This is a genomic window from Paenibacillus gallinarum, from assembly GCF_014836635.1.
In the GTDB taxonomy this organism is placed as follows: domain Bacteria; phylum Bacillota; class Bacilli; order Paenibacillales; family Paenibacillaceae; genus Paenibacillus; species Paenibacillus gallinarum.
The window spans coordinates 158,299-182,636 of sequence record NZ_JACSQL010000005.1 but is presented as its reverse complement, the minus strand read 5'-3'; the positions used below and the strand labels follow the sequence as shown (position 1 = coordinate 182,636).

Sequence of the window (24,338 nt, the reverse complement as noted above, 5' to 3'; positions counted from 1 at the left end):
TTGAACTCGTGACCAATTCCTTCTTATCCTCGAGAAAGTCTTTACACAAGCAGAGTCATTAGTTGTTTTATTTTGGGCATATTAAATGGACTGGATTTTGCAGAAATCTCGAGCTTATAGGACAGGAGGATTTTTTGAAAATGATAGAACTTGATCTGTTGTTAATTAATGCGAATGTGCTGACCTTAGATGGTGATAACAATAAAGCAGGGGCGATTGGTGTGAAGGATGGCAAAATCAGCGCCTTGTGGAAGGAAATGAATCCTGCACGGGAAGAAATCAAACTGTCTGATGATAATGCGGTTATTGACCTCCAAGGGAAAACGGTGCTTCCCGGGTTTATTGAAACACACAATCACTTAATCAGTGCAATTATGCTGAAACGATTCATTGATTGCAAAAGCCCGCTAAATCAAACGATCGCTGATATTCAAAAGCGAATTTCTGAAAAGGCTGCGGAAGTTGGAAAAGATACCTGGATTGTAGGTTTCGGATATGACGATACATCTTTACTCGATATGAGGCATCCGACCAAAGCAGATCTCGACGCAGCTGCCCCGGATCATCCTGTTGTGGTTTATCACATCTCAGGACATTTGTGTGTAGCGAACTCAGTTGCTTTATCTATAGCAGATATTAGTGATTCAATGCAGGATCCAAAGGGAGGACGTCTCGGGAGGGATGCCAGCGGACAATTAAATGGCATTCTCTATGAAGGGGCGACAATGCTTGTCGGCTCTCATCTGCCGGGACCAAGTGAGGAAGAAGTCCTCTCCTTACTTCGAGAAGAGGCCTATACTTATGCTGCTCAGGGAATTACAACTTCTACGGATGCCAAAATGGGTGTGAGTATGGATATAGATGATATTGATTTATGTATGAAGGCAATTGAACAAGAAGCCATTCCATTTCGCATGAAGCTGATGGTATCCAGCGATAAGCTAAATCAGGATAAAAAACTGCAATCCATGACAGCTGAGGAGGTGGATGCTTACCTCCGTGAGCGATCTGGAGGGAGAGCTTCGCTCGACAGCGTGAAACTGTTTCAAGATGGGTCCATTCAAGGACTGACAGGTGCACTTCGAGAGCCGTACTTCTGTGATGCCGAGCGGTATGGTGAACTCATTAAATCGCAGGAACAATTAAATAGCGAAGTGAAGGAATGGCATGATAAAGGATTCCGTATTGCAATACATGGGAACGGAGATCGGGCTATTGGTTCCATATTAGATGCATTTGAGTATGCGTTGACATCAAATCCACGCAGTGATCATCGGCACCGGATCGAGCATGTTCAGACAGCTACCACAGAGGATCTGGAGCGTATGCAAAAACTCGGGGTAGCAGGTTCCTTTTTTATCAATCATGTTTATTACTGGGGGGATCGGCACGAGAAGTTGTTTCTTGGACCGGATCGAGCGGCTAGAATTAGTCCGCTTGCAGAAGCAAAGGAGCTTAAGGTTCTGTTCACTCTTCATTCCGATTGCCCTGTCACTCCAATCTCTCCTTTATTCTTAGTATGGGCCGCAGTGAATCGGGTAACAAGCAGTGGCAAAGTATTAGGTGCGGAGCAAAGAATTGATGCGCTGACTGCTCTGCGAGCGATGACGAGTTATGGTGCAGAACTGAATTTTGAAGAAGCAGTGACAGGAACGATTGAAAGCGGAAAAAGAGCAGACTTCGTCATTCTAGAGGAAGATCCGACCGAAGTGGATTCGATTCGAATTAAGGACATTTCGATTTTCGCTACACTAATGGACGGCAAATTCATTTATGAAAAAGGCGTTCAGCAGGACGATGGGGTGAAGTGAGCCGGGGTTCGAGGAGTATATAGGCCAGGGAAGTATCCTTGGTCTTTGTTTTTTTGTTATAGCAGGGAGAGTGGGGTTACATAGAGAATTTTTGAAGGGAAGGAAAAAGGGTATAGTATAGAGTACTAGAAGCAGTTAGTAGGAAAAGAGGAGGAATAAAATATGTCTATTTATTCGTTTCAAGCAGTGACAACGACAAATCAGGAAGTTTCACTAGAGAAGTATACAGGCAAGGTAGTCGTTATCGCTAATACAGCCAGTAAGTGTGGACTGACTCCGCAGTATGGGGAATTACAAAAGTTATATGATCGTTATAAAGACCAAGGGCTGGTCGTTCTTGCGTTCCCATGCAATCAGTTTGGCGGACAAGAACCGGGTTCGAGTGAAGAAGCCGAAGAATTTTGCCAAATCAACTATGGTGTAAGTTTCCCCGTCTTTGCTAAGGTTGATGTGAATGGAGAGAATACACACCCAATCTTCCAATACCTAAAAGAGCAAAAACCTGGCAGCGGAGAGAGCAGCGATATTCAGTGGAACTTTACAAAGTTTGTGATTGATCGAAACGGGGAAGTTGTGGAGCGTTTTGAACCTAAGCAATCTCCGGAAGAGATGACAGCACTTATTGAAAAATTATTATAACGGCTACTTAGATTTCATCAATGATTCCCTTGAAAAATAGATATAAGGAAAGCATCATGGGTTTGCCCATGATGCTTTTTAATTTACAATTACGACCTCTGCTTGAGATGAGTCTGCTGCCTCACCGTGATTCGTTTCGGTTTTGCAGATTTGATCATGAGATGGAGGTTACTATTGCGAATAATAAGCCATGCGGCTACAAGCAGTGTCAAGCCATTTAAAATGAAGATCCAGCGGATTGGCAGCCAGATGCCGAGTAATCCACCTACAATGGGTCCTGCCATTGTAGCCAGCTGTGAGGCCGATTGATTCAAACTAAACGCCCTTCCTCGGAAAGAAGAGTCTGTAGTTTCCACAATAAGTGCATTAATCGTGGGATATACAGCTGCAAAAAACAAACCATATCCGAAGCGAAGAGCTCCAAAACCGATATAGTCGCTCACAAAGAATTGAGCGATGTTTCCTAGTCCACCACCGATTAGCCCAATCATAAGCACTTTGGCGTAGCCGATTTTTCTCCCGATTTTACCCCAGCGAGGAGCCATGATAATTGTAGCGATTCCAACAGAAGAGAAGATGATGCCCGAAGTCAGGGAAGCACTGCTTTTGTCGACACCCATCTCCATGACGTACACGGTAAGCAGCGGTTCTAAAATCATGACAGAGAACGTAGTTACTGCCATAACACCAAGCAGTGCCATAAAGGGTTTGTTGGCAGACGCTTGCTTAATGTCATCTCTTACTCTGGAACGGGGTGCGGAACGATCAAAATTATGCTCCTTCACAAAAAAGGTAGCAATCAGAGCGGAGACAAGCACTATAATCGCAGAAAATAAAAAGGCGTTCCGATTGCCATAGTAGTGACTGACCACACCCCCAATGAGTGGACCAATGATGCTGCCTGTCGCACCAGCAGTGGACATAATCCCAAGCGCATATCCTGTCTTTGCTTCTGGAGTATTGGTGGCGACAAGAGCAATGGATGCGGGAACAAATCCAGCCAGTAACCCTTGAAAGATTCGTACAATAATAAACAGGTAAGGGTCATGTACGAAGTAGTTGATCAGGTAAAGAAGGGAAAGGGCGAAACCAGACCTTATAAGCATCGGTTTGCGCCCGTATTTATCAGCTAAGGAGCCCCAAAAGGGAGAAATGAGTGCACTGGCAAGGAAGGTAATCCCAAAGGCTACGCCAGACCATAATTCGAGCCTGTTTTCTCCGATGCCGAGCTCTGTATTCATGAAGATAGGTAAGAAGGGGATAGAAATCGAATAGGCTGTACTGCAAAAAAAGACACCGATCCAGAGTACAGCGAGATTTCGTTTCCAAGGGAAATCCATCGAGACACGTCCTTTCGCATGAACGACCCCCCGGCCCAATTTGCATGACAATAAAATGTGAGGTCGTATAATCAATAAGTTAGCCTCTATTCTACTCCTAATATTTGTAAAAACAATTTAAATATTGCTCATAAAGAGCTCAGTGAGTGCAGAACAGCCAAAAAAATCTTGGGAAAATGATAAAAAAGGGCTTGCAATGTGAAAAATATCACATTATAATCAGGATATAAACATTAGTGAATTAAATCACAAGACAAACGAATGCCTGCAAAATTTATATAAGAATGGTCAGGCGAACAACGAACACATATCCATAACTTTTTTATAGCCTATTTAGTGAAAGTTTTCACAAATTAAATTCGATGTGATTTTATATCATTTATCCTTAGGAGGAACTTTATTATGAAAATTGCTGTTGTTGGATGTACACACGCAGGTACGGCTGCTATCGTGAATACGGCTAAGCTTTATCCAGATGCTCAGATTACGGTATATGAGCGTAATGATAATATTTCTTTTCTATCTTGCGGTATTGCGCTTTATGTTGGCGGGGTAGTGAAAGACCCAGATGGTTTGTTTTACTCTTCTCCCGAGCAGCTGAAAGAACTTGGAGTTGAAACGAAAATGCTGCACGAAGTAACAGATATTGATACGGAAGGTCGCAAGCTGACGGCACGCAACCTAGAAACAGGCGAAGAAATCATAGACACTTACGATAAACTGATTATGACAACAGGTTCTTGGCCTATTATTCCAAACTTTGAAGGCGTTGGACTAGAAAACGTACTCCTGTGCAAAAATTATAATCATTCCAACACAATTATCGAAAAATCAAAAGATGTACGTCATGTGACTGTCGTTGGTGCAGGATACATCGGTATTGAACTCGTCGAAGCATTCCAAATGAATGGGAAAGAAGTTACTTTAATCGATGCGGAAGATCGGATTTTAAGTAAATATCTTGACGCTGAATTTACGGATCGTATCCAAAAATCGCTTACCGATAAAGGAATAGAACTCGTTCTCGGTGAGAAAGTAAGCCGATTTGAAGGGCAAGATGGAAAAGTCACTGCGGTAGTAACCGATAAAGGAGAATACCAAACGGATCTAGTTATCCTTTGTATCGGATTCCGCCCGAATACAGCCTTACTCAAGGGTAAAGTAGATATGATGCCAAATGGAGCGATACTTGTAGATCGTTATATGCGCACAAGCAATCCTGATATTTTCGCAGCAGGCGACAGTGCAGCCATCTATTATAATCCAACTCGTCAAAGCGCCTATATTCCACTAGCAACGAATGCGGTTCGCATGGGCATGCTTATAGCTCGAAATCTGGTAAACCCTACGATGCCTTATATGGGAACCCAAGGGACATCAGGAATCAAAATTTATGAACAGAATATTGCAGGAACGGGAGTAACGGAAGTTGCGGCAAAAGCGGCAGGTATGACGGTCCAAGCGGTTACGATTGAAGATAGTTATCGTCCTGAGTTTATGCCTACTGCGGAGAAAGTTCTTATAAAAGTCATCTATGAGACAGAATCCCGCCGTATCGTGGGTGCTCAGATTATGAGTGAAGCCGATCTAACACAGTCAATCAATACAATTTCCGTATGCATTCAGAATGAAATGACGGTAGATCAGCTGGCCTTTATCGACTTTTTCTTCCAGCCTCATTACAATAAACCTTGGAATTTCCTCAATACAGTAGGGCAAGCAGCACTAGAGCCGGTAACAACAAGAGAAGCAGTATCTGTATAACAAGAACCATCCGTACATCATTGTACGGGTGGTTTTTTTATTGCTTGGTAAGATTATTAGATTGTGAAAATATTTTACTGTGTGATTTTACTAACAAACTTGAGTTGGAAGAAGATTTACAATAAACTTAGGATACTTAATCTATAGGTGAAAGGAAGTTATTCCGACTATGGGGGCATTAAAACCGGCAACAGTTGCTGAGTTAACGGCGGATACAGGTGAACATAAAGCACATAATCCCGCTAACGTGGTTCTGATATTAGGTTTTTTGGCAGGTGCGTACATTGCCTTAGGTTATCTATTGTATATACGAGTGATTGCTGCGGCTCCTGAAGCATGGGGGAGTATGAATGGACTCATCGGGGCTCTTGTTTTCCCCATAGGACTTACGCTGGTCTTGATTGCAGGCGGGGAGTTGCTTACCGGGAATATGATGGCATTATCACTTGCTCGATTGGCGCGTAAAATTACAACGCGGGAACTATTTTGGAATTTAACACTGGTTACATTTTCGAACTTTGTAGGGGCTGTTTTTGTAGCGTACTTGTTTGGTCATGTACTGGGTTTGACAGGCCAAGGTATATACCTTGATAAAGTGGTGGATTTGGCAGGACATAAAATTGATGAGTCCTTTCTGCAAGCTTTTGTTTCTGGTATTGGCTGTAACTGGCTGGTAGCTTTAGCAGTTTGGCTTGCTTATGCTGCGGATTCAATGAGTGCTAAAATTGTTGGAATCTGGATTCCGACAACTGCTTTTGTCGCTCTAGGATTTCAGCACGTTGTAGCTAATATGTTCCTTATACCAGCCGCGATTTTTGAAGGGCATTTTACTTGGGGACAATATATTATGAACTTTATTCCTGTCTGGCTTGGAAATCTGACAGGCGGCGCCATCTTTGTAGCTGCAGCATATTATGCTGTCTATCTCCACAAACCAGCTAGTACATCAGTAACGAAGGAAGAGGCAGAGACCCCTGTGAGTTCAAGTCCAGCAGCAATGCAGTCCATTACTGAATAATGTCTTACATTATGAAAAATAAACGTAGGAAATCAATTTTATAATATGAGATTGATTCAGGAATATAAAAAAATCCGTCATGGCTAGGTTCGGGGGAACGAAACCTGTTCATGACGGATTTTCGGGAGTGGTCCATGATATGGCATGTGGAGGAGGTCTTTTGCCTGTCTCATAATGCCTTGATCTTCATTACCCTCCCTTACATAAGGTGAAACATTAGTGGTTAAATATTTTTTGTTAAAAACATAAAGCAGCTGTGAACATATAATAACTGTTCACAGCTGCTTTTTTAAGCTTTTTTATCCTCGTATATACCTGTGTATGTAAAAGCTTTGCTTTACGTAAGCCTATGGCAGAATTATCATAGAGGATATGCTTGGCACAAATTAGAAAAATGTAGAAATAGTATTAACGGCAAAGGAGCGATTTTCCTAATGATCAATCAGCTAAATGGTGTGTTTCCTGCGGTTTGTCCGCTTGATTGTCCTGATACATGCGGATTACTGTTACATAAAGAAGATGGAAAAATTGTTAAGGTGTCTGGCAACCCCGCTCATCCAATTACCCAAGGAGCCATATGCAACAAGGTACGTCATATGACAGAGCGTATCTACCACGAGGAAAGAGTATTGTATCCTCTTCGCCGGACAGGGACTAAGGGAGAAGGACGTTTTGAGCGGATTAGCTGGGAGGAAGCGATAAAGGAAATCACGGGGCGTTTTACGCAAATTATTCAGGAGCATGGATCGGAAGCCATATTGCCATACAGTTTTTACGGGAATATGGGCGTGCTTGGCGTAGACGGGATGGATCGACGTTTCTTTCATGCGATTGGAGCAAGTTATCTGGAACAGACGATCTGCAGTGCAGCAGGTGACGCTGGCTGGAAGTATACGATGGGAGCTAATCGCGGAACGGTTCCAGAGGAGACAGAGCATGCGGATCTTATTGTGATCTGGGGCGGGAATATTGTCAGCACACGTATGCATCAGGTTGTGCTTGCTGAGAAAGCTCGAAAAAAGGGAGCGAAGGTCATCGTTATTGATGTTCATCGTAACCGTACTGCTCAGTGGGCGGATTGGTTTATTCCGCTGCATCCAGGAACAGATGCAGCGCTTGCACTTGGGATCATACATGTCCTATTTAAGGAAGGGATGATAAACGAATCGTTCCTAACCCGATATACCGTAGGTCACGAACAATTAAGTGAACATGTGAAAGAGTATACAACAGAGCGAGTATCGCTGATCACAGGTGTGCCGCAGGAGGATATTTTGAAGCTTGCCCGGCTCTACGGCGGCGCCAAAGCTCCGTATATCCATATTGGAAATGGACTTCAGCACCATGATAACGGAGGCATGAACGTTCGCGCGATCGCTTGTTTACCTGCGCTTGTCGGTGCATGGCACACGCACGGAGGCGGAGCAGCCAAATCAAACGGAGGATATGCCAGTTTTAATAGTGAAGCACTGGAGCGTCCAGATCTGCGTCCAAATCCTGAGGCGAGAACGATAAATATGAACCAAATCGGTGCAGCTTTGCTTGAAGAAGAGAACAAGATAAGAGCCATGTTTGTGTATTGCAGTAATCCGTTGGTAGTTGCTCCTGATACAGAGCGGGTAGAACAGGGATTTGCCCGTGAAGATCTTTTTACCGTAGTTCATGACCTCTTCATGACGGACACGGCGAAATATGCAGATATTGTTCTTCCAGCCGCTTCTTCTTTTGAGAGTACTGATCTGTACAGTTCTTATTGGCATCAATACGTGCAGATTCAAGAACCTGTGATTCCCCCTCAAGGTGAAGCAAAGAGCAATGTGGAAGTGTTTTCACTGCTGGGACAAGCAATGGGTCTAGATGAAAAGACATTTTGTGAGGATGAGCTTTCAATGATTCGTGGAGCGCTGAATAACCCCGTTAATCCTTATCTTCAAGGAGTAACGCTTGAGGCACTTCAGGAACATAGATTTGTGAAGCTCGATATGACGCCGTACGATTCTTTTCTGGATCACTTGCCAACCCCGTCCGGAAAAATCGAGCTATATTCCAAAGCGATGGAACAAGCAGGGCTTCCGCCGATGCCGGTCTATGCACCTTTACTGGAGGGATATGACGGTGAACGTCCTGCAGGGCAAGGAGATCAGTATCCACTTATGTTCCTTTCACCGCCAAACCATAATTTCTTAAATTCTACTTTTGCGAATGTACCGAAGCATCAAAAACTGGAGAAGCAGCCTGTTCTGCAAATTCATCCACGTGATGCAGAAAATCGTAAAATTACGGATGGGGAGCCGGTTATTGTATTTAATGATCGAGGTACCTATGAACTGATTGCGAAAGTTACCGAATCCATGCTGCCCGGGACTGTAATCAGTCAAGGGTTGTGGTGGGAAGGGGAAGGACGAAAACAACGTGCTAATCGATTAACGCCTGATCGTTTGTCTGATATGGGGAACGGAGCGACTTTTTTTTCAGCTACGGTACAAGTAAGAAAAAAAGAGGATGTAACCATCTGATTTCATATGCCAAATAGACTTCATAGGAGAACCTAACATGAGATGGCTTGATTCCTATCCAAAGGAAGTAAACGTATTTTTGATTGCCAGTCTGGTTAATTCAACAGGCAGCTCTCTAATGTGGCCGCTGACTACGATGTATGTCTTCGATGAGCTGGGCCGGAGCATGACACAGGCTGGTTTTGTTATTCTGATTCAATCACTTGGCGGTATTGCCGGCCAGCTTCTTGGAGGGGCACTGTATCACCGGGTTGGTGTGAAGAAACTGATTGTAGGAGCACTTCTATTTAACGCGCTGGGGCTCTTTACTCTGCCTGTAATCAGTCAAACCTGGTGGCTGTTTATTACCATGATGGGGCTGATTGGATTATTTAACTCGATGTCGCTGCCGGCGATACAAGCATTTGTCGGTTTTCGATTTGCTGAGCGGCGCGGAGAACTATTTAACGTTATTTATGTGGCACAGAATATCGGGGTTGCGCTGGGAACGGGACTCAGCGGTTTTTTGGCAGACATCTCATATCATCTGAGTTTTATCGCTAACGGAATTACTTCTGCCGGATTCGGCCTGTATTTCTTTTCTTATCTTAGTAAGGTTGATCATCAACAAGGCAAAGTTTATGTGCCAAAGAAACAGATTTCTGCCCAGTTAAAAAAAGAAAGTACCTGGCATTTGCTGCTTAACTTGCGGCTGTATCTGTTTCTCAGTTTGGGTACGCTTTTCATTCTGCTCGGTAATTCGATCTGGAATACAGGGGTGTCTCCGTATATCATCTCCGAAGGTATGGAGAAAAAAGCTTACAGCTTGCTATGGACATTAAATGGAATTCTTATATTTGTTGCTCAACCTGTGACTTCCTTCCTTAAAAAGACGATTGCTTCAACGTCCACAGCCCAAATGACAGTCAGTGCCGTGCTTTATACTGCGGGTTTTGCTGTCATTGCTTTATTTCAACATTATCCGGGTATGATTCTGGCCATGATCCTCATAACGCTTGGTGAAATGCTGATCTCTCCTGCTACACCTGCTTTCATCTCCGATCATGCGGGGAAGGCTGCACCTTTTTACTTGGGTGTTTCCGGAGGTATTGGTGCGATAGGAAGAGTCGTTGGTCCTTATGCAATGGGCATCATGTTTGATGCCGGGGGGCTAGCTCCCGTTGCTTGGTTTGCAACGATTACTGCGGGAATCAGCATTATTATGTTTATAATTCATGCTCGTATTAATGCTGCCAGGGTGCTTGCTTATGAGCAGGGAGAGCAGCATACTACTTTTTAGTTTTTATAATCCAACTCGGATTTTGTGCTGTATTGTCTGGTGATGTATAGCATGTGGTAGAATAGGAAAAATACATTTAATTGAATCATCGTTATGAAATTGATTCACTTGCAAGAAGAAAGGTAGATCGCAGATGGTATTAACCAGAGAAGCTCTGACGGTGCGCAGATCGAGCCTACAGGATGTAGCGCAGCTGATGGAACTGGATGCTCTAATATGGAACGAGCATAATGCACCTGCACCCGTTCTTTGGAAATCGAAAGAAGAATATTTACTGGCATCTCCGCCAGGAAATCAGTTCATTGCTCTGAAGGATAACAAGATTTGTGGATATATTGGTTTCAGACCGCCAACCTCCTTGATCAGCAACAATCATGTATATGAGATTCATATTGCGGTACATCCGGCTTATCAGAGGCAGGGGATCGGTAAGTCACTTATGGACTCGATGATCGAACATGCAAAACGTGAAGGGATCCGTAAACTTCGTCTGCGTGTTTTATCCAGCAACCTCGTTGCACTTGCGTTCTATAAGCAGTATGGGTTCGTGGAAGAGGGAAGGCTCAGCTCAGAGTTCTACATCGCAGGAACATATGTTGATGATATTTTAATGCGGTATATGCTATAACTGCTACCCAAAAGAGGCTAACCTAATTGCCAAGGTCAGCCTCTTTCTCATTTGTATGAAGTCTTGTGCTTGTTGAAAGAGACACTCAGAAACATCTTATTTGTTATTTTGCTTATTTGAATGGTCTAAACGATCTGTTTCCTGCCGAGTTACAGCCATGTTTTGTTGTCGTCCTGCTAAACTTCGGTTATCAATAGTGGAGTGCTGTGATTTCTCTGTGTTTGAAGCGGGTTGACCGCTGCTGGCATAAGGACTGGTGCTGACAGCCATCCCAATGGTTAACATCATGGCAAACGAGCTTGACATGACCCAATTTGATACTTTGTCATTCATTAATAATACCTTCCCTTCATTCGTCGCGGCTATTTAAAGATAACCGATTAGAATGAGTGCGGTATGAACGCAGCCTTAAGACTAGATTAAATATAAAAGCATTCTGCATAACCGAGCGGGTTAGCAAAATGCCTGTGTACATCATAAATAAATCATCTTTTTTTATGTAGGAAACGTAACGATGCTGATTAACGAAGTAATTTCCACTCACTTTGGAGCATGCCGTATACAGCATGGTTTACATAGCCGAGCGGTAATTTCTCTGCTTGACGGATAATACCTTCAAGAACAAATCCGAGTCTTTCTGGAACCCCGCGGCTGCGATGGTTGCTCGTAGCACAGCGAATCTCCACTCGGTTCAGATCAAGATCCAGCAATGCATAATCAACCAGAGCGCGGCAAGCTGAGCTCATGATCCCTTGCCCCTCATGAACTTTACCAAGCCAATAACCAATACCTACGGTGCGATTATGCCAATCGATCTCATGAAACCCGATGACACCGGCAAGTTCGCCTTTTACCCAGATTCCTGCAGTAAAGCCGCCGTTATCCGCCGCTTGGCGAATCGCATTTTTGATAAACTGAACGGTATGTGTTTCTTCTGTTACATTATCCACCCAGGGAAGCCATTCCCGAAGCCGCTCACGAGATTTATCTGTCAAACTATACAAGGCTCCGGTATGCTCCATGGACAGGGGCTTTAGTTCAATATCATCATCTAACTTGTACGCAAACATGATCAAACCTTCCTTCTAATTAAAATCATAGAAATCAAAGTAAAAGAACATATATGAGATAAAGGCTAACTTAACAAACGAGAATCAACGAGATAATTTGATGTTTTTCTCTAGAGCATAAACATCCTCTTCTAAGGAGATCATTCGCTGATTCAATAATACTCGGCAGTCGCTTAGAGCTTGATTGTAAACATAGGGTGAGAGCTGTGTCATGAAAAAATCGAGAACTCCATCTGCCGCCAAATCACCAATGGTTTCTCCGCGTTCTGTTTCAAAATAAGCTTGAATTAATCGTATCATTTGATCCTTCTGTTCTTTGGGCAGCTTCATCGCTTTCATCACTAATACTCCTTTAACACCTCATTTCCTTCATGCTACCTTATATTAAGCCTGTCGTCAAAAGGCGAGAGATGCTGTAGTTATCCCAATTTTAAAGAGATAGAAGTTCTATCGATTTACGAACATTTCGCATGATTCAGGTTATCTGTACTAGATAACTTGGGAATGCTGATCATAAGGGGTATACTGCTGTGCAAGGGTCTTATCTATAATGGATATGATCGCGCCTTGTCGTTCTTCGTTATCCTAAATTATTGCTGAATAACGCCTGAAAAGGTATATTTAATAGAAGGTATTTTTTGAACTACAGAACTTATTACGTAAAGAAAGGTTGATCATCATGGAGAAGCCGTTAACACCCTCCAATTTCATAAAAAATGTGATCTCTGAGGATCTTCGTACAGGAAAAGTAAAAGAAGTGGTGACCCGGTTTCCTCCGGAACCCAATGGTTACCTTCATATTGGACATGCCAAAGCGATTTGGATTAACTTTGCTCTCGCTGAGGAATTTGGCGGGACGACAAATTTGCGTTTTGATGATACAAACCCAGCTAAAGAAGATACGGAGTATGTAAACTCAATCCGTGAGGATGTAAAATGGCTTGGTTATGAATGGAAAGAGAATCCGTTTGCATCCGACTATTTTGAAGAAATGTACAACCGTGCCGTAATCCTTATCAAAAAAGGACTTGCTTATGTGGATGATTCCAGTCCAGATCAAATCCGTGAAATGCGCGGAACCTTGAAAGAACCGGGTACAAACAGCCCTTACCGGGAGCGCAGTGTCGAAGAGAACCTCGATCTGTTCACTCGTATGCGTAACGGAGAGTTTAAAGACGGAGAGCGTGTGCTTCGTGCCAAAATCAATATGGCTTCGCCGAATATCAATCTTCGCGATCCTATTATTTACCGTATCGCTCACATCCCGCATCATAACACTGGGGATAAGTGGTGCATCTATCCGATGTATACCTTTGCTCATCCTATTGAAGATGCAATTGAAGGAATTACTCATTCCCTTTGCTCCCTTGAATTTGAGGACCAACGTCCATTTTATGACTGGGTGATTGAGCATTGTGAACTTGAAGCGAAGCCGCATCAATATGAGTTTGGCCGTTTGAATCTCGCTCAAACCGTAACGAGCAAACGGAAGCTGAAACTTCTCGTCGATGAGAAACATGTAGACGGATGGGATGATCCGCGTATGCCTACGATTTCTGGTCTGCGCCGTCGTGGTTATACACCAGAAGCGCTGCGCGAGTTTGTCTATGAGACAGGAATCTCGAAGAGCCAAGGACTGGTTGATCTGGGAATGCTGGAGCATTTTATTAGAGAAGACTTGAAACTGAAGGCACCGCGTACGATGGCAGTACTTGATCCGATCAAAGTGGTGATTACCAACTACCCAGAGGGACAAGTCGAAATGCTTGAAGCAGAGAATAATCAAGAGAATGAAGAGATGGGTAAACGTGAGATTCCTTTCTCCCGCGAGATTTATATTGAGCGTGAAGATTTCATGGAGAATCCGCCGAATAAATACTTCCGCTTGTTCCCAGGGAACGAAGTTCGCCTGAAACATGCTTACTTTATTAAGTGCAACGATGTGATTAAAGACGAAGAAGGTAACATTGTGGAGATCCACTGTACCTATGATCCTGAAACGAAGAGCGGCTCTGGATTTACCGGCCGTAAAGTAAAAGGAACGATTCACTGGGTAGAAGCGACTCAAGCAATTCCTGCGGAATTCCGTTTGTTCGAACCACTTATTAACAAAGAAGAACCGGAAAGCGATGATGAGTTTGAGGAAGAGAAGGAAGCAGGGGAACCTGTGGAAAAATCATTCCTTGATGAGCTGAATCCGAATTCGCTTACGATTGTTCAAGGTTTTGTGGAGCCGAACATGAAAGATGCGAAACCACAAGATAAGTTCCAATTCTTCCGTCATGGATACTTTAATGTGGATCCTAAATATTCAGAGCCAGGTAAACCGGTATTTAACCGGGTGGTATCTCTGAAGAGTTCCTTCCACCTTCCAAAAGCATAAGAAAATAAAAATAAGCCCCTTTTCTGTTTCTGACAGAGAAGGGGCTTTTGTTTTTACTCTGCACTTATGTCTTTGTTGTACTTTATGACAAGTTCAGCTAGACGGAGACGTATGACCTTTTCAAGTTCAGAAGATTCTATGATGCGGACGTCTTCGCCTAGACCAATAAAAAACTGAGCAAAATAAGGGAGGTCTTTTTTCTGGATCACTCCTTCGAGCCAGCCTGTCTGGTCTTCCCGGATATAAAGCTGTGGTTCTAACCAAGGCTCGGCTTCGCATCGTTCAATTCCTCTGCTAGTCAGTTCTGCACGAATGGAGACGGAATCTACATTCGGTGTGGAGTTATCTTTATCACTCTTTATAGAGGGGAAGGTTCCGCTCCGCTGTTTTGGCTTAACTGGAGAAAGAGTAACGGACTTCATCTTGTCACAGCGAAATACACGATTACTTTGTTTTTCGTAACAATAGGCTAAGCAGTACCAAAGTCCGCTTCTTGCATAGATTCGTAGAGGCTGGATTTCGCGGATAGAGCACTGGGTTTGCGAGTCATATTCTACACATAATATTTTTTGATAGATTGCTGCATCCAGTATAAGAGTGAGGTAAGGGGCATGAGCTGTCCGTTTAGGTGTAATAAAATCGACTCTGTTTTTCATTTGATCAATGTGATCTCGTGTATCCTGCGGCATAAAGTTATAAAATTTCCCTAGTGCTGAAACGGTTTCTGACTCAAATGGAAGAGAATTATAATGACGAAGGGCGTGCACGGCAAAAAAGATCGCCACAGATTCCTCCACGGTAAAAGCAATGGGCGGAAGTATCCGGTCTTTCAACATGCGGTAGCCCCCTTGCGGTCCAACTTCTGAATAAAGAGGAACTCCAAGTTCACTCAGCTCTTGAAGATCTCGAAGTATGGTACGTTTGGATACTCCAAATTCACCAGCAAGTTCTCCTACCGTAAAGATTCGCTTCTGGTTTACAGTCAGCATTAATTCCAGGAGCCTTTTGGATTTAGACATGAAATCATCCTTTATTATTTTAATAATGACTATTTCTGTCACTATTATCTGTTATTTTGTTGATAAGAACCAGAATCCTTATCATATTGGAGGAAACATGATATGTATCAAAAGAGTGAAAATCAGACCCTCAGTAGAAAGTATTTTTACTCAGGGCCATTACGGCTATCATATCTAGATTACGGCGGTGATGGGGATCACCATCTTCTTATGCTGCATGGACATATGGGAGATGCTAAAACATTCTCTGAGTTGGCACCCCGGTTAGCACGTTGGCGTGTTCTATGTCTCGACCAACGTGGCCATGGATGGAGTGATCACCCACCGGATGGAGGATATACAAGAGAAGATTATATACAGGATATCTATCGTTTCATCCAGAGCGAACTACATGGGCAGCAAGTTACCATCCTTGGCCATTCAATTGGTGGAGCCAACGCATACCAGTTTGCAGCACAATACCCCGAACTCGTAAAAGCCTTAATTATAGAAGACATTGGAGCAGTCATAAACAGTGATATGTCGTTTACGAAGTCTCTCCCGAATCAATCAGGTTCTCTGAAAGAACTACGAGAGTTGCTGAAAAAGAATGGAATGAACAACATTGAATATTTTATGGAGAGTATATATGAAAATGAAATAGGGTGGGGGCTTCGAGCTGATCTGAAAGGAATACCTATATCTCAACAGCTATTGAACGGAGATTGGTGGGAAGAATGGATGAGCACAGTCTGCCCTGCATTATTAATTCATGGAGGCAAAAGCTTCGTTCTAGATAAAGATCAGGCTGTGCTTATGGCAGAACGCAGGGTTAATACTAAGTTTACTCATTTTGAGGAGTGCGGGCATGGGGTTCATTTGGATGATCCAGTAGGTTTTTATGAGACAGTGGTTTCTTTTCTAGAAGAACTATCTCATAAATAAGGTTGTGATTTCATAAAAAGGCAGGAGTGGGATGAATTATTTTCATCCCACTCCTGCCTTTTATGATTTGGAAAACAACCTATGTTATCAACTAGATTTCACATTGTAGCTCGATGGAAGCGGAGGCTGGTAACCGTATCTGCGTACAATATAGTACATTGTACCAAAACCAACGGTTCCCACGGCAGCCATGAATACGCCAACCTGGTACATAACGGACGCTCCAAAGTTCTGGAACATAAAACCGCCAAATATGCCGGCGATCACACCTGAAATTCCACTCCAGGAAAGCGTGTAGAGCGCTTGTCCAGAGGACCGGTATGGTTTGGGAATGAAGAGCATGGTCAGCTGAGTCCCTACATAAAAATATCCGCCAAATGTAACCGCATGTAGCAGCTGGATAAAGGCAATCTGCATCGGAGTTGTTGCCAGTGCCATCAGTTCCCATCGCAACACAAAGAGCAGACTGACAACCGTGAGACAAGCAAGCATGATGGTCATTTTCCGTTTCAGAAAACGGTCAAATAATAGAAAGACAACAATCTCCAGAATAGAAGACATAAATACAGCAAGACCTACCATTTGTTTGCTTCCGCCAAGTTCGGTAATGTACAAGGAAATAAACGAACTATTCATTGCATTTGGAATGGACACAAGAATTCCAAGGATCACAAATGTCATGAAATAGGGATTCATGATAACCTGAGAAAATCCGCGCATCGTAACAATCGGTGCATCGGATGATCGTTGTAGACGAGGCAGAAGAAGCGCAAACCCAAAGGCTATAATGAGCAAAACGCTAAAGACCAGAGACATTTGGGAATCGCCGAGCCTGTCCATAATCGGTCCTGCTACAATGGCAGTGAACGCCCAGCCCATAGATCCCCATAAACGAAAGGAACCAAATTTATAGTCCGTTCCATCAATATAGGTCAGAATCATACTGTTTGTCTGTGCGAATAAAGGACTCTGAAAGAAATAGTAAAAGATCATTGCCGTAAAAATAAGGCTGTAACTCTGCGCTAAAAATACAGCTTGCACAAACAACAGAGTACCCGCCACCATAATAAGTACAGTCTTACGGATGTTCTGTGTGCGGTCACTCATATATCCCCAGAAAGGGTTAGCAAACAGAGAAACAAAAGGACCAATTGCCATCAGGCTGCCGATCTCAATTTTCGTCAGACCGATATCTTGAAGATAGATTTGAAAGAAGCTGGTAAAGACCGCAATGGCTCCATAGACAAAAAAATTGTACAGCTTCAGCTGCGAAAAAGAGGACGTACGCAAAGGTAAGCCATTCCTTTCGGTGGAATCATATATTTTGGCGTAAATTCATGTTTTGTTTACACTTTAGCACGTAATTGTAAGGGGATACAATTTATTTTTATTCTAAGATGTTAATGATGTGGATAATAGGTGAACAGTAAATGGACCCTATTCGTTATATAGTATTCTTAAGATGAATCGTAGAACTTATATTTTATTAAGAACGGAGAGGTTTGGCAGATGAAGATTGCAGGCATTGTTTTGGCTGGCGGAGCATCCCGGCGTATGGGAACAGATAAGGCTGCACTTGAGCTTGGAAGTAGCAGTGTCTTAGACATCATAGCGGGAGAGCTGTCCAGCATTACAACCCAAGTCTATATTGCAACAGGATCCGTAAGGAGAGAAGAAATGGCTTCTAAGTATATAGAGGTAAAGGATATCTATCCGGGAAGTGGCCCGCTAGCAGGGATTCAAGCAGGAATGCTTCGGGGTGAAGCCGATCTATATGTGGTTGTTTCCTGTGATATTCCATTGATTCGTGCAGAACTATTATCTGCGATGGTTCAGGTAATGGAGGTCAGTCTTGATACTGGAATTCAGGCGCTGGTACCGCAGATTAGAGACCAGATTCATCCCCTAGCAGCAGTGTATCATCATAGCTTGATAGATACGCTTGAGACCCAGCTTAGGGAAGATAATCGCAGGGTAAGGGATACACTTTCTAAGCTTTCCGTTCGTTATGTAACCGAATCTGAGCTGGAAGCGATCACGGGCATTCCTGCTGCTCGGATTGAAGAGATGTTTATCAATATGAATGAGAAAGAAGACTATGAGCGGGTGAAACAAATATATGGCTCCAGAGATCAGGATCAGTAAGCAGAAAAAAACATGTCCTTAAAGACATGAAATTATATCCTGGGTAAAAGGAAGAATTCAATACTTTAAGGACATGCGCTGTAAAGAATTTTGGAAGTTGGGATCAGGATGAAATGAGTTGTGACAGCACGATGATTGCTTTTTCTAGTTCTGTGACTGAGGCATATGCAAAAGATATGCGGATATGATTCTGATCAAACCGGTCATAGATAGATCCTGGGTTCAGCAGAATTCCTTCGGCAAGAGCTCTCCTGAACAAGGTTTCTGGCCGAGTCCCATTCAATAACTTTAACCAAATATAAAACCCGCCTTGCGGCACATTCCACTCTGCTGCACCTGCTAGATTTCGGGCTAGTATATCCAGGACCAGATTTCTTTTACGGATTAAAGCTTCTCGAACTTCAGCCAAGTGAATATCGTGGTATCCTTCTGTGAACCAAAGGGTAGCCGCCTCCTGTGCAAGACTGCTCGCACCATAATCGGTTTGCATCTTAATATCGGCAAGACGCTGTATGACTGTTTCTGGTCCCGCAACCCAGCCTATACGAAGACCTGGACTCACACTTTTGGACAGAGTGCCCATATGTAATACATAACTTCCTGGATCACGAGCTTTCAGTGATAGAGGAGGTTTTTCGTCAAGCCATAAATCTGCATAGGCGTGATCTTCGAGAATAGCCAGTCCGGTAGCCTCAGCAGTCTGAATGAGTTCAGTTCTTCTCTTGTCACTCATCACTACTCCGCTCGGATTCTGAAACGTGGGTATCGTGTAAAGCAAGGATGGGCGGTTTTCGCGGATATAGCGTCCCAGTTCAGCGGTAAGGAGACCCTCCTTGTCCATAGGCATGCCGATCATTCGAACTCCTGCAGACTGAAAGGCGTGAATTGAATAGAGATAGGATGGCTTTTCTACTAGTACAGACGATTTTCTAGGTAAGAGCCCCATGGCTATCAATTGCATCGCTTGTAATGAGCCTGAAACGATAATAATAGATTCTGGTGAAGCCTGTATTTGCTGATCTGCCAAATAGCTAGATATAGCTTGTCTGAGTTTGTAAGACCCTAGAGGTTCCAAATAGCCAAGACTTGGTGCATGCTGAGCTAACTTTTCATAGATCTTCTGAAAATAGGATTGAGGGAGCAAATCGGGTGCCAATTCACCTGTACCGAGACGAATGATGTCACAGCGGTACTCCGACTGATTAATGATCTGAACCTCTGGGAGATTCGGATAATGATTCCCGCTTTCCACATAATCTTCCCAGTTAAGAAGGGGAGTGGACATAGTATTCCATCCCGCACGAGATACTTTGGTTCCTCCGCCGTAGTTTGTTTCGATGAGCCCTTCAGAATGAAGCCCGTCTAGTGCTGCAATGATTGTACTTCGATTGACTTTAAAAGCGGTTGCTAATGCACGCTGAGAAGGAAGACGCATCCCGGGGGTCCATTCTCCCTGCATTATTTTTTGCTTGATGTATTCTTTAATCTGGTGATAGAGGGGTTCAGGCAGCAGCGGGTCTGGAGTAAAACGGATCTCTGCAACAGATTTCATAGGATATGGAACATCCTTCCAAAAGGGTGATATGGACTGTAATATACCATTTGGTTGGGATGCTATACAACCAAATGGCTGGGTACAGGTTGTTCTATATGAGATAGGATGGAGCAAGGAAGAAATTCAGTACAATCTGGGGAATAGAAAGGATAGGTCGTGAAATGCTAGAAGCGGTTATTCATGCACTAATTTTGGCAACAGGTCTTATTTTGCCGCTCGGGGCACAAAATGTATTTATATTTAATCAGGGAGCGACTCACAAACACTGGACAGGAACTTTACCAGCGGTTATCACGGCAGCTCTATGTGACACAGTCCTGATTGTACTTGCTGTTGGGGGACTGTCTCTCTTTCTGTCGGACAAAAGTGTGGTAACCCAAGGGATATATGCGGCAGGTTGTATTTTCCTGTTATATATGGCCTGGACACTTTGGCAAACGGGGGATGGGGCAAAAGGAAAGCAGCAACCACTGACAAGTCGTCAGCAGATTCTTTTTGCACTATCTGTGTCGGTGCTTAATCCGCATGCCATTCTAGATATTGTAGGAGTCATCGGAACGAACTCTTTGCAGTATGAGAGTAAGGAGCTTATCGCCTATACAGCAGTTACTATTTTTGTATCATGGGTGTGGTTTGTTCTGCTTGCTGCGGCAGGAAGAAGCATGGGGAAATGGGACCAGACGGGGAATGGTTCCAAGTGGCTTGGCAAAGGCTCTTCCCTTATGATGGCTGGGCTGGCTGTATATATGATGTATTCCTTTGTACAAAGTTTGTAGTAAAAAAGAAGCTTTCTCTAGCAAATATAAAATTTGCAGGAGAGAAGCTTCTTTTATTATTCTAACCATCGAAGTGCATTTTCTATGTTAGATTCCCTATTTTATTGCAGTCCTAAAAATGGAATCTGATGAATAGATGCAGTTACTTAGAAATTAAAGTTATCTGGATCTGGGCCTGTACGCTCATCTTTGTTCAGGCTGTTTATTGTATTCATGTCTTCGGCAGTCAATTCGAAGTCAAAAATCGCAACATTTTCTTCGATACGGCTTGGTGTAACGGATTTAGGAATTGTAATCGCATCATTCTGCAGATGCCAGCGAAGGATAACTTGAGCTGCTGTTTTGTTATATTTTTTTGCAATCTCCTGAATCGAAGCATTGTCTAATAGTTTACCATTACCAAGTGGTGACCAGCCTTCGAAATGAATTCCTTTGGATTTGCAGAATTCGCGGAGTGGTTCTTGTGTAAGATACGGGTGAAATTCGGACTGATTGACCGCAGGAACCGTTTTGGCTTCGCCCAGCAGATCTTCCAGATGATGAATATTGAAATTACATACTCCGATCGCACGGACTTTACCGTCACTGTATAGGCGTTCGAGCGCTTTCCACGTATCTTTATATTTATCTTTTACCGGCCAGTGGATCAAATATAAATCGAGATATTCAAGACCGAGCTTTTCTAAACTGGTTTCAAAAGCACGAATGGTAGCATCATAACCATGGTCTGCATTCCATACTTTGGTTGTAATGAAAAGTTCCTCGCGAGGTACACCGGAATCTTTAATTGCTTTTCCGACACTTTCTTCATTCTTGTATGCAGCAGCTGTATCAATTGCACGATATCCGTGCTGAATTGCATGTTTAACGGCAGCGTAAGTTTCTTCTCCGTCTTTCGCTTTCCATACCCCAAGACCGAGCTGAGGCATTTTCACACCGTTGTTAAGGGTTACTGTATCTTGTAAGTGAGTAATGGTCATAGATAATCCCTCCGTTAATAGATTCTTACTATTATTACACCTATATGGAGCAAGTAACACAAAGTGTCTCAATACTTTCATGCGCATGCATATAGTTTCTTGTTTATTTTAAACTTTAGGTTAAGTGAAAAGCAAGCTAGTCCACACTTCATACGCAAACAAAAGGCCCCTAAAGGCCTTTTGTTTGTGTTAGAAAGTATAGGGATTTGAATGCTGCTGTTTTGAAAACTACGGGTAGATCAAGGTTCTTAATCTAATCCCTCAGCGTTTTGTAAAGGCAGAATAGGGAATAACAAACTTAGGCATACCTTCCGCAAAGGAAGTGTACTCGTATTGCGTGAAGTAGATAACGATTCCATTACGGCTTAGGAAGAAATCACGATCTGGTTCAATCGTCTTGAACGGAGCAATCAGAGGCAGTTTGCGATCAGCAATTTGTTTCTTTATTTGCTGATTGATGATCGTAACATAATCCGACCCGCCGCCTGCGGCTTCTTTCATTGTGAGGAGATCGCCTGTCGAGAGGTCGAAGGTATATGCTTCGCGAACGGTATCACTGTGCGCTCCTCCTAAGTAGACGGAGTAATCAGCATAGATGCTTAGCAGTCCATTTTCGTTATATGTGACGGTAAATCTTCCGTCGAAGCTCGGTCGCCTGATCGAGGCATTCGGATCTTTAGCTAACAGGGAGTTATTTTCTTTGACAACGGGGTCCATTTGTTTTGATCCAGCTGAAACGAAACGGTCGGCTTCTTTTTTTAGAAATTTGTTGATCTTTTGCTCTACCTCGGCATCTTTATACCCGGACAGAACGGGGTAGAACACAAGCAGAGATTTGTCCTCACCGTCTGCTCCGATCGTTTCCGCAGTAATGGAGAGCGCATTTTCCGATATGGCTTTGAGTCCGATGGTCTTTGATTTATTTTCGTATGTCACCTCGTAACCAAAGCTCTCTGACAAGAAACGAAGCGGAAGGTACGTTGTGCCGCCTTGCAGGATAACCTCGGGGCCTAAAACGGGCTGGCCATTCAGAACGTAAGAACTATTTTGGAGACTAATATCCATCGTTCGTTCTCTTCCCGTCACTTGAACGAGCTGGGTAGAAGGAACGTACTTCGTTTTTAATCCTAACGAGGTGTTTAGACTCCGTAGTGCAATGTACGTTGAACCATTCTTGTTGATCGTGCCAATGCGGGAGCTTTCCCCTTTGATCTTAAAGGGCTGCGAGATAACCGGGTATTTTTTAACAGCTGCGGAAGCTTCGTCTGTGGGTATATAGGCTGCGATGGGAAAGACCATAATGACGGCAAGTGATAAGGTTAGCGCCCGAGAACGCAACCCCTTTTTACGATTAATCAATGAAATCACTACCTTTCGTGTATTGACGTCGTTACATTTTAATAAACGAGACCAAAGCTAGAAAGGTTACGGATAGAATAAAGGTTAACGAAACAGGAATATCCGTTTATTCCTGTTGAACAGATATTTGCTGCTCCAGTTTGGTTACATCTTCTGTTGATAGGACACCGGCCATGGGGTGGAGCGCTGCTGAAGTACCGCATGCAGCACCTTGCCGAAGAATCGATGGAATGTCATCCGGGTGTTTCAGGGCAGCTGCCACCATGCCTGCTACCATAGCGTCGCCACTGCCGAGCGGACTTACGATGGAGACGGCAGGAACCTTTACGCAGTATAAAGTATCTGCTGTCGCAGCTACAGCACCATCCGCGCCGAGAGAGATAACGGCAAGCTTTGCACCAGCTTTTACTAGCTGTGCAGCAGCCATCTTAGCCGTATCCGGGGTGAGCGCGGTAACCCCGGCATAGCGGGCCGCCTCTTCTGCGTTGGGCTTCACCAGGTCCGGCCCGCCTTGGATCCCTTGTGCGAGTGCCTCGCCGCTTGCATCGAGCGCGGTGCGCGCACCTTGCGCCTTCGCCAGAGCGATCAGCTCGGCGTACAGCCCAGCAGGGCAGCCTTGCGGCAGGCTGCCCGAGAACACGACCCAGGCGGAGCTTCGCGCCAGGGTCATTACTTTGCGGCGTAGCGCCGCAAGCTCATCGCGGGTGACGGCTGGCCCCGCCTCGATGAGCTCGGTCTGGGTGCTGGGCGATGACCCCAGCACCGTAATGGCCAGCCGCGTTTCTCCATGCGCGGCTTCTACAAAGTCGGCTGCGATGCCTTCGCTGCGCAGCCCATCCAGCACTTGCCGGCCCGTGTGTCCGGCCACGATACCCGTAGCGCCTACAGGTGCTCCTAGTAGGCGCAGTACCCGGGCGGCATTAATGCCTTTGCCGCCTGGGACAGTAACCGCATGTTCAAGGCGATGCACCTGATCTAGCTGAAAATTCGGCAGGGTGTACACTTTGTCTAGTGCAGCATTTAAGGTAACGGTGGTAATCATTAGTGTAGACAACTCCTTAATGGATATGGATTCTTTCATCATACAGGAAGGCTTGAAAAGATTCCGCTATGCTTCTTCTTAAACGTAAAA

General features: G+C 43.9%; 21 protein-coding genes. 11 read left to right on the top strand and 10 right to left on the bottom strand.

From position 1 onward, the window contains the following. Positions 1 to 140 precede the first annotated feature (140 nt). Positions 141 to 1,811, top strand: a complete 1,671-nt coding sequence (locus tag H9647_RS13275) for an amidohydrolase (RefSeq protein ID WP_191800835.1) — start codon at positions 141 to 143, stop codon at positions 1,809 to 1,811. 162 nt (positions 1,812 to 1,973) lie between these two features. Further along, the gene (locus H9647_RS13270) at positions 1,974 to 2,450 is read left to right on the top strand and encodes a glutathione peroxidase (RefSeq protein WP_191800649.1); all 477 of its coding nucleotides are present in this window, start codon (positions 1,974 to 1,976) and stop codon (positions 2,448 to 2,450) included. Positions 2,451 to 2,539: 89 nt separating this feature from the next. On the opposite strand, the gene H9647_RS13265 is transcribed toward H9647_RS13270, so the two are convergent. After that, positions 2,540 to 3,790 carry an MFS transporter gene (locus tag H9647_RS13265; RefSeq protein WP_191800833.1) on the bottom strand — a complete coding sequence of 417 codons (1,251 nt, stop codon included), beginning with the start codon at positions 3,788 to 3,790 and terminating at the stop codon, positions 2,540 to 2,542. A gap of 402 nt (positions 3,791 to 4,192) precedes the next feature. On the opposite strand from H9647_RS13265, the gene H9647_RS13260 reads away from it, so the two are divergent. The 5 genes from H9647_RS13260 to H9647_RS13240 all read left to right on the top strand — a co-directional run bounded on the left by H9647_RS13260 (position 4,193) and on the right by H9647_RS13240 (position 10,995). Continuing rightward, the gene (locus H9647_RS13260; protein WP_191800647.1) at positions 4,193 to 5,554 is read left to right on the top strand and encodes an FAD-dependent oxidoreductase; all 1,362 of its coding nucleotides are present in this window, start codon (positions 4,193 to 4,195) and stop codon (positions 5,552 to 5,554) included. 169 nt (positions 5,555 to 5,723) lie between these two features. Continuing rightward, entirely contained in the window at positions 5,724 to 6,572 is an 849-nt protein-coding gene (locus H9647_RS13255; RefSeq protein ID WP_191800645.1) for a formate/nitrite transporter family protein, read from the top strand. A gap of 434 nt (positions 6,573 to 7,006) precedes the next feature. After that, positions 7,007 to 9,088 carry a molybdopterin-containing oxidoreductase family protein gene (locus H9647_RS13250; protein WP_191800643.1) on the top strand — a complete coding sequence of 694 codons (2,082 nt, stop codon included), beginning with the start codon at positions 7,007 to 7,009 and terminating at the stop codon, positions 9,086 to 9,088. A 37-nt stretch (positions 9,089 to 9,125) separates the two neighbouring features. Further along, positions 9,126 to 10,367 (top strand): MFS transporter, encoded by a 1,242-nt coding sequence (locus H9647_RS13245; RefSeq protein WP_191800641.1) that lies wholly within the window; start codon positions 9,126 to 9,128, stop codon positions 10,365 to 10,367. Between the two features lie 133 nt (positions 10,368 to 10,500). Continuing rightward, positions 10,501 to 10,995, top strand: coding sequence for a GNAT family N-acetyltransferase (locus H9647_RS13240; RefSeq protein WP_191800639.1), 495 nt, complete (start codon positions 10,501 to 10,503; stop codon positions 10,993 to 10,995). A 96-nt stretch (positions 10,996 to 11,091) separates the two neighbouring features. Here the strand turns inward: H9647_RS13240 and H9647_RS13235 are convergent, their stop codons facing one another. From H9647_RS13235 to H9647_RS13225, 3 genes are all read right to left on the bottom strand, one after another. Next, positions 11,092 to 11,328: a hypothetical protein gene (locus H9647_RS13235; RefSeq protein WP_191800637.1), complete on the bottom strand. Its 237-nt coding sequence runs from the start codon at positions 11,326 to 11,328 to the stop codon at positions 11,092 to 11,094. A 188-nt stretch (positions 11,329 to 11,516) separates the two neighbouring features. Further along, the gene (locus tag H9647_RS13230) at positions 11,517 to 12,065 is read right to left on the bottom strand and encodes a GNAT family N-acetyltransferase (protein ID WP_191800635.1); all 549 of its coding nucleotides are present in this window, start codon (positions 12,063 to 12,065) and stop codon (positions 11,517 to 11,519) included. 84 nt (positions 12,066 to 12,149) lie between these two features. Further along, positions 12,150 to 12,404 (bottom strand): DUF2164 domain-containing protein, encoded by a 255-nt coding sequence (locus H9647_RS13225; protein WP_191800633.1) that lies wholly within the window; start codon positions 12,402 to 12,404, stop codon positions 12,150 to 12,152. Between the two features lie 340 nt (positions 12,405 to 12,744). Here H9647_RS13225 and H9647_RS13220 point away from each other — a divergent pair, with 340 nt between their 5' ends. Beyond that, complete coding sequence (locus tag H9647_RS13220; RefSeq protein ID WP_191800631.1) at positions 12,745 to 14,448, top strand: glutamine--tRNA ligase/YqeY domain fusion protein; 1,704 nt, start codon at positions 12,745 to 12,747, stop codon at positions 14,446 to 14,448. Between the two features lie 53 nt (positions 14,449 to 14,501). Here H9647_RS13220 and H9647_RS13215 read toward each other — a convergent pair whose 3' ends face one another. After that, positions 14,502 to 15,467, bottom strand: coding sequence for a helix-turn-helix transcriptional regulator (locus H9647_RS13215; protein WP_191800629.1), 966 nt, complete (start codon positions 15,465 to 15,467; stop codon positions 14,502 to 14,504). A gap of 102 nt (positions 15,468 to 15,569) precedes the next feature. Between H9647_RS13215 and H9647_RS13210 the strand changes: the two genes are divergently transcribed. After that, the gene (locus H9647_RS13210; RefSeq protein ID WP_191800627.1) at positions 15,570 to 16,391 is read left to right on the top strand and encodes an alpha/beta fold hydrolase; all 822 of its coding nucleotides are present in this window, start codon (positions 15,570 to 15,572) and stop codon (positions 16,389 to 16,391) included. A gap of 87 nt (positions 16,392 to 16,478) precedes the next feature. On the opposite strand, the gene H9647_RS13205 is transcribed toward H9647_RS13210, so the two are convergent. Then, the gene (locus H9647_RS13205) at positions 16,479 to 17,681 is read right to left on the bottom strand and encodes an MFS transporter (RefSeq protein WP_191800626.1); all 1,203 of its coding nucleotides are present in this window, start codon (positions 17,679 to 17,681) and stop codon (positions 16,479 to 16,481) included. A gap of 219 nt (positions 17,682 to 17,900) precedes the next feature. Here H9647_RS13205 and mobA point away from each other — a divergent pair, with 219 nt between their 5' ends. Continuing rightward, positions 17,901 to 18,536, top strand: a complete 636-nt coding sequence (gene mobA, locus H9647_RS13200; RefSeq protein WP_191800624.1) for a molybdenum cofactor guanylyltransferase — start codon at positions 17,901 to 17,903, stop codon at positions 18,534 to 18,536. Positions 18,537 to 18,639: 103 nt separating this feature from the next. Here mobA and H9647_RS13195 read toward each other — a convergent pair whose 3' ends face one another. Next, complete coding sequence (locus tag H9647_RS13195) at positions 18,640 to 20,088, bottom strand: aminotransferase-like domain-containing protein (RefSeq protein WP_191800621.1); 1,449 nt, start codon at positions 20,086 to 20,088, stop codon at positions 18,640 to 18,642. Between the two features lie 164 nt (positions 20,089 to 20,252). On the opposite strand from H9647_RS13195, the gene H9647_RS13190 reads away from it, so the two are divergent. Further along, on the top strand, positions 20,253 to 20,867 hold the full coding sequence (locus H9647_RS13190; protein WP_191800619.1) for a LysE/ArgO family amino acid transporter: 615 nt from the start codon (positions 20,253 to 20,255) through the stop codon (positions 20,865 to 20,867). A gap of 146 nt (positions 20,868 to 21,013) precedes the next feature. Here H9647_RS13190 and H9647_RS13185 read toward each other — a convergent pair whose 3' ends face one another. From H9647_RS13185 to H9647_RS13175, 3 genes are all read right to left on the bottom strand, one after another. Continuing rightward, a complete protein-coding gene (locus H9647_RS13185; RefSeq protein ID WP_191800617.1) occupies positions 21,014 to 21,847 on the bottom strand; it encodes an aldo/keto reductase in 834 nt (277 codons plus the stop codon). 261 nt (positions 21,848 to 22,108) lie between these two features. Then, on the bottom strand, positions 22,109 to 23,206 hold the full coding sequence (locus tag H9647_RS13180) for a stalk domain-containing protein (RefSeq protein ID WP_191800615.1): 1,098 nt from the start codon (positions 23,204 to 23,206) through the stop codon (positions 22,109 to 22,111). A 106-nt stretch (positions 23,207 to 23,312) separates the two neighbouring features. Beyond that, positions 23,313 to 24,248 (bottom strand): 1-phosphofructokinase family hexose kinase, encoded by a 936-nt coding sequence (locus H9647_RS13175; protein WP_191800831.1) that lies wholly within the window; start codon positions 24,246 to 24,248, stop codon positions 23,313 to 23,315. Between the last annotated feature and the right edge of the window lie 90 nt (positions 24,249 to 24,338).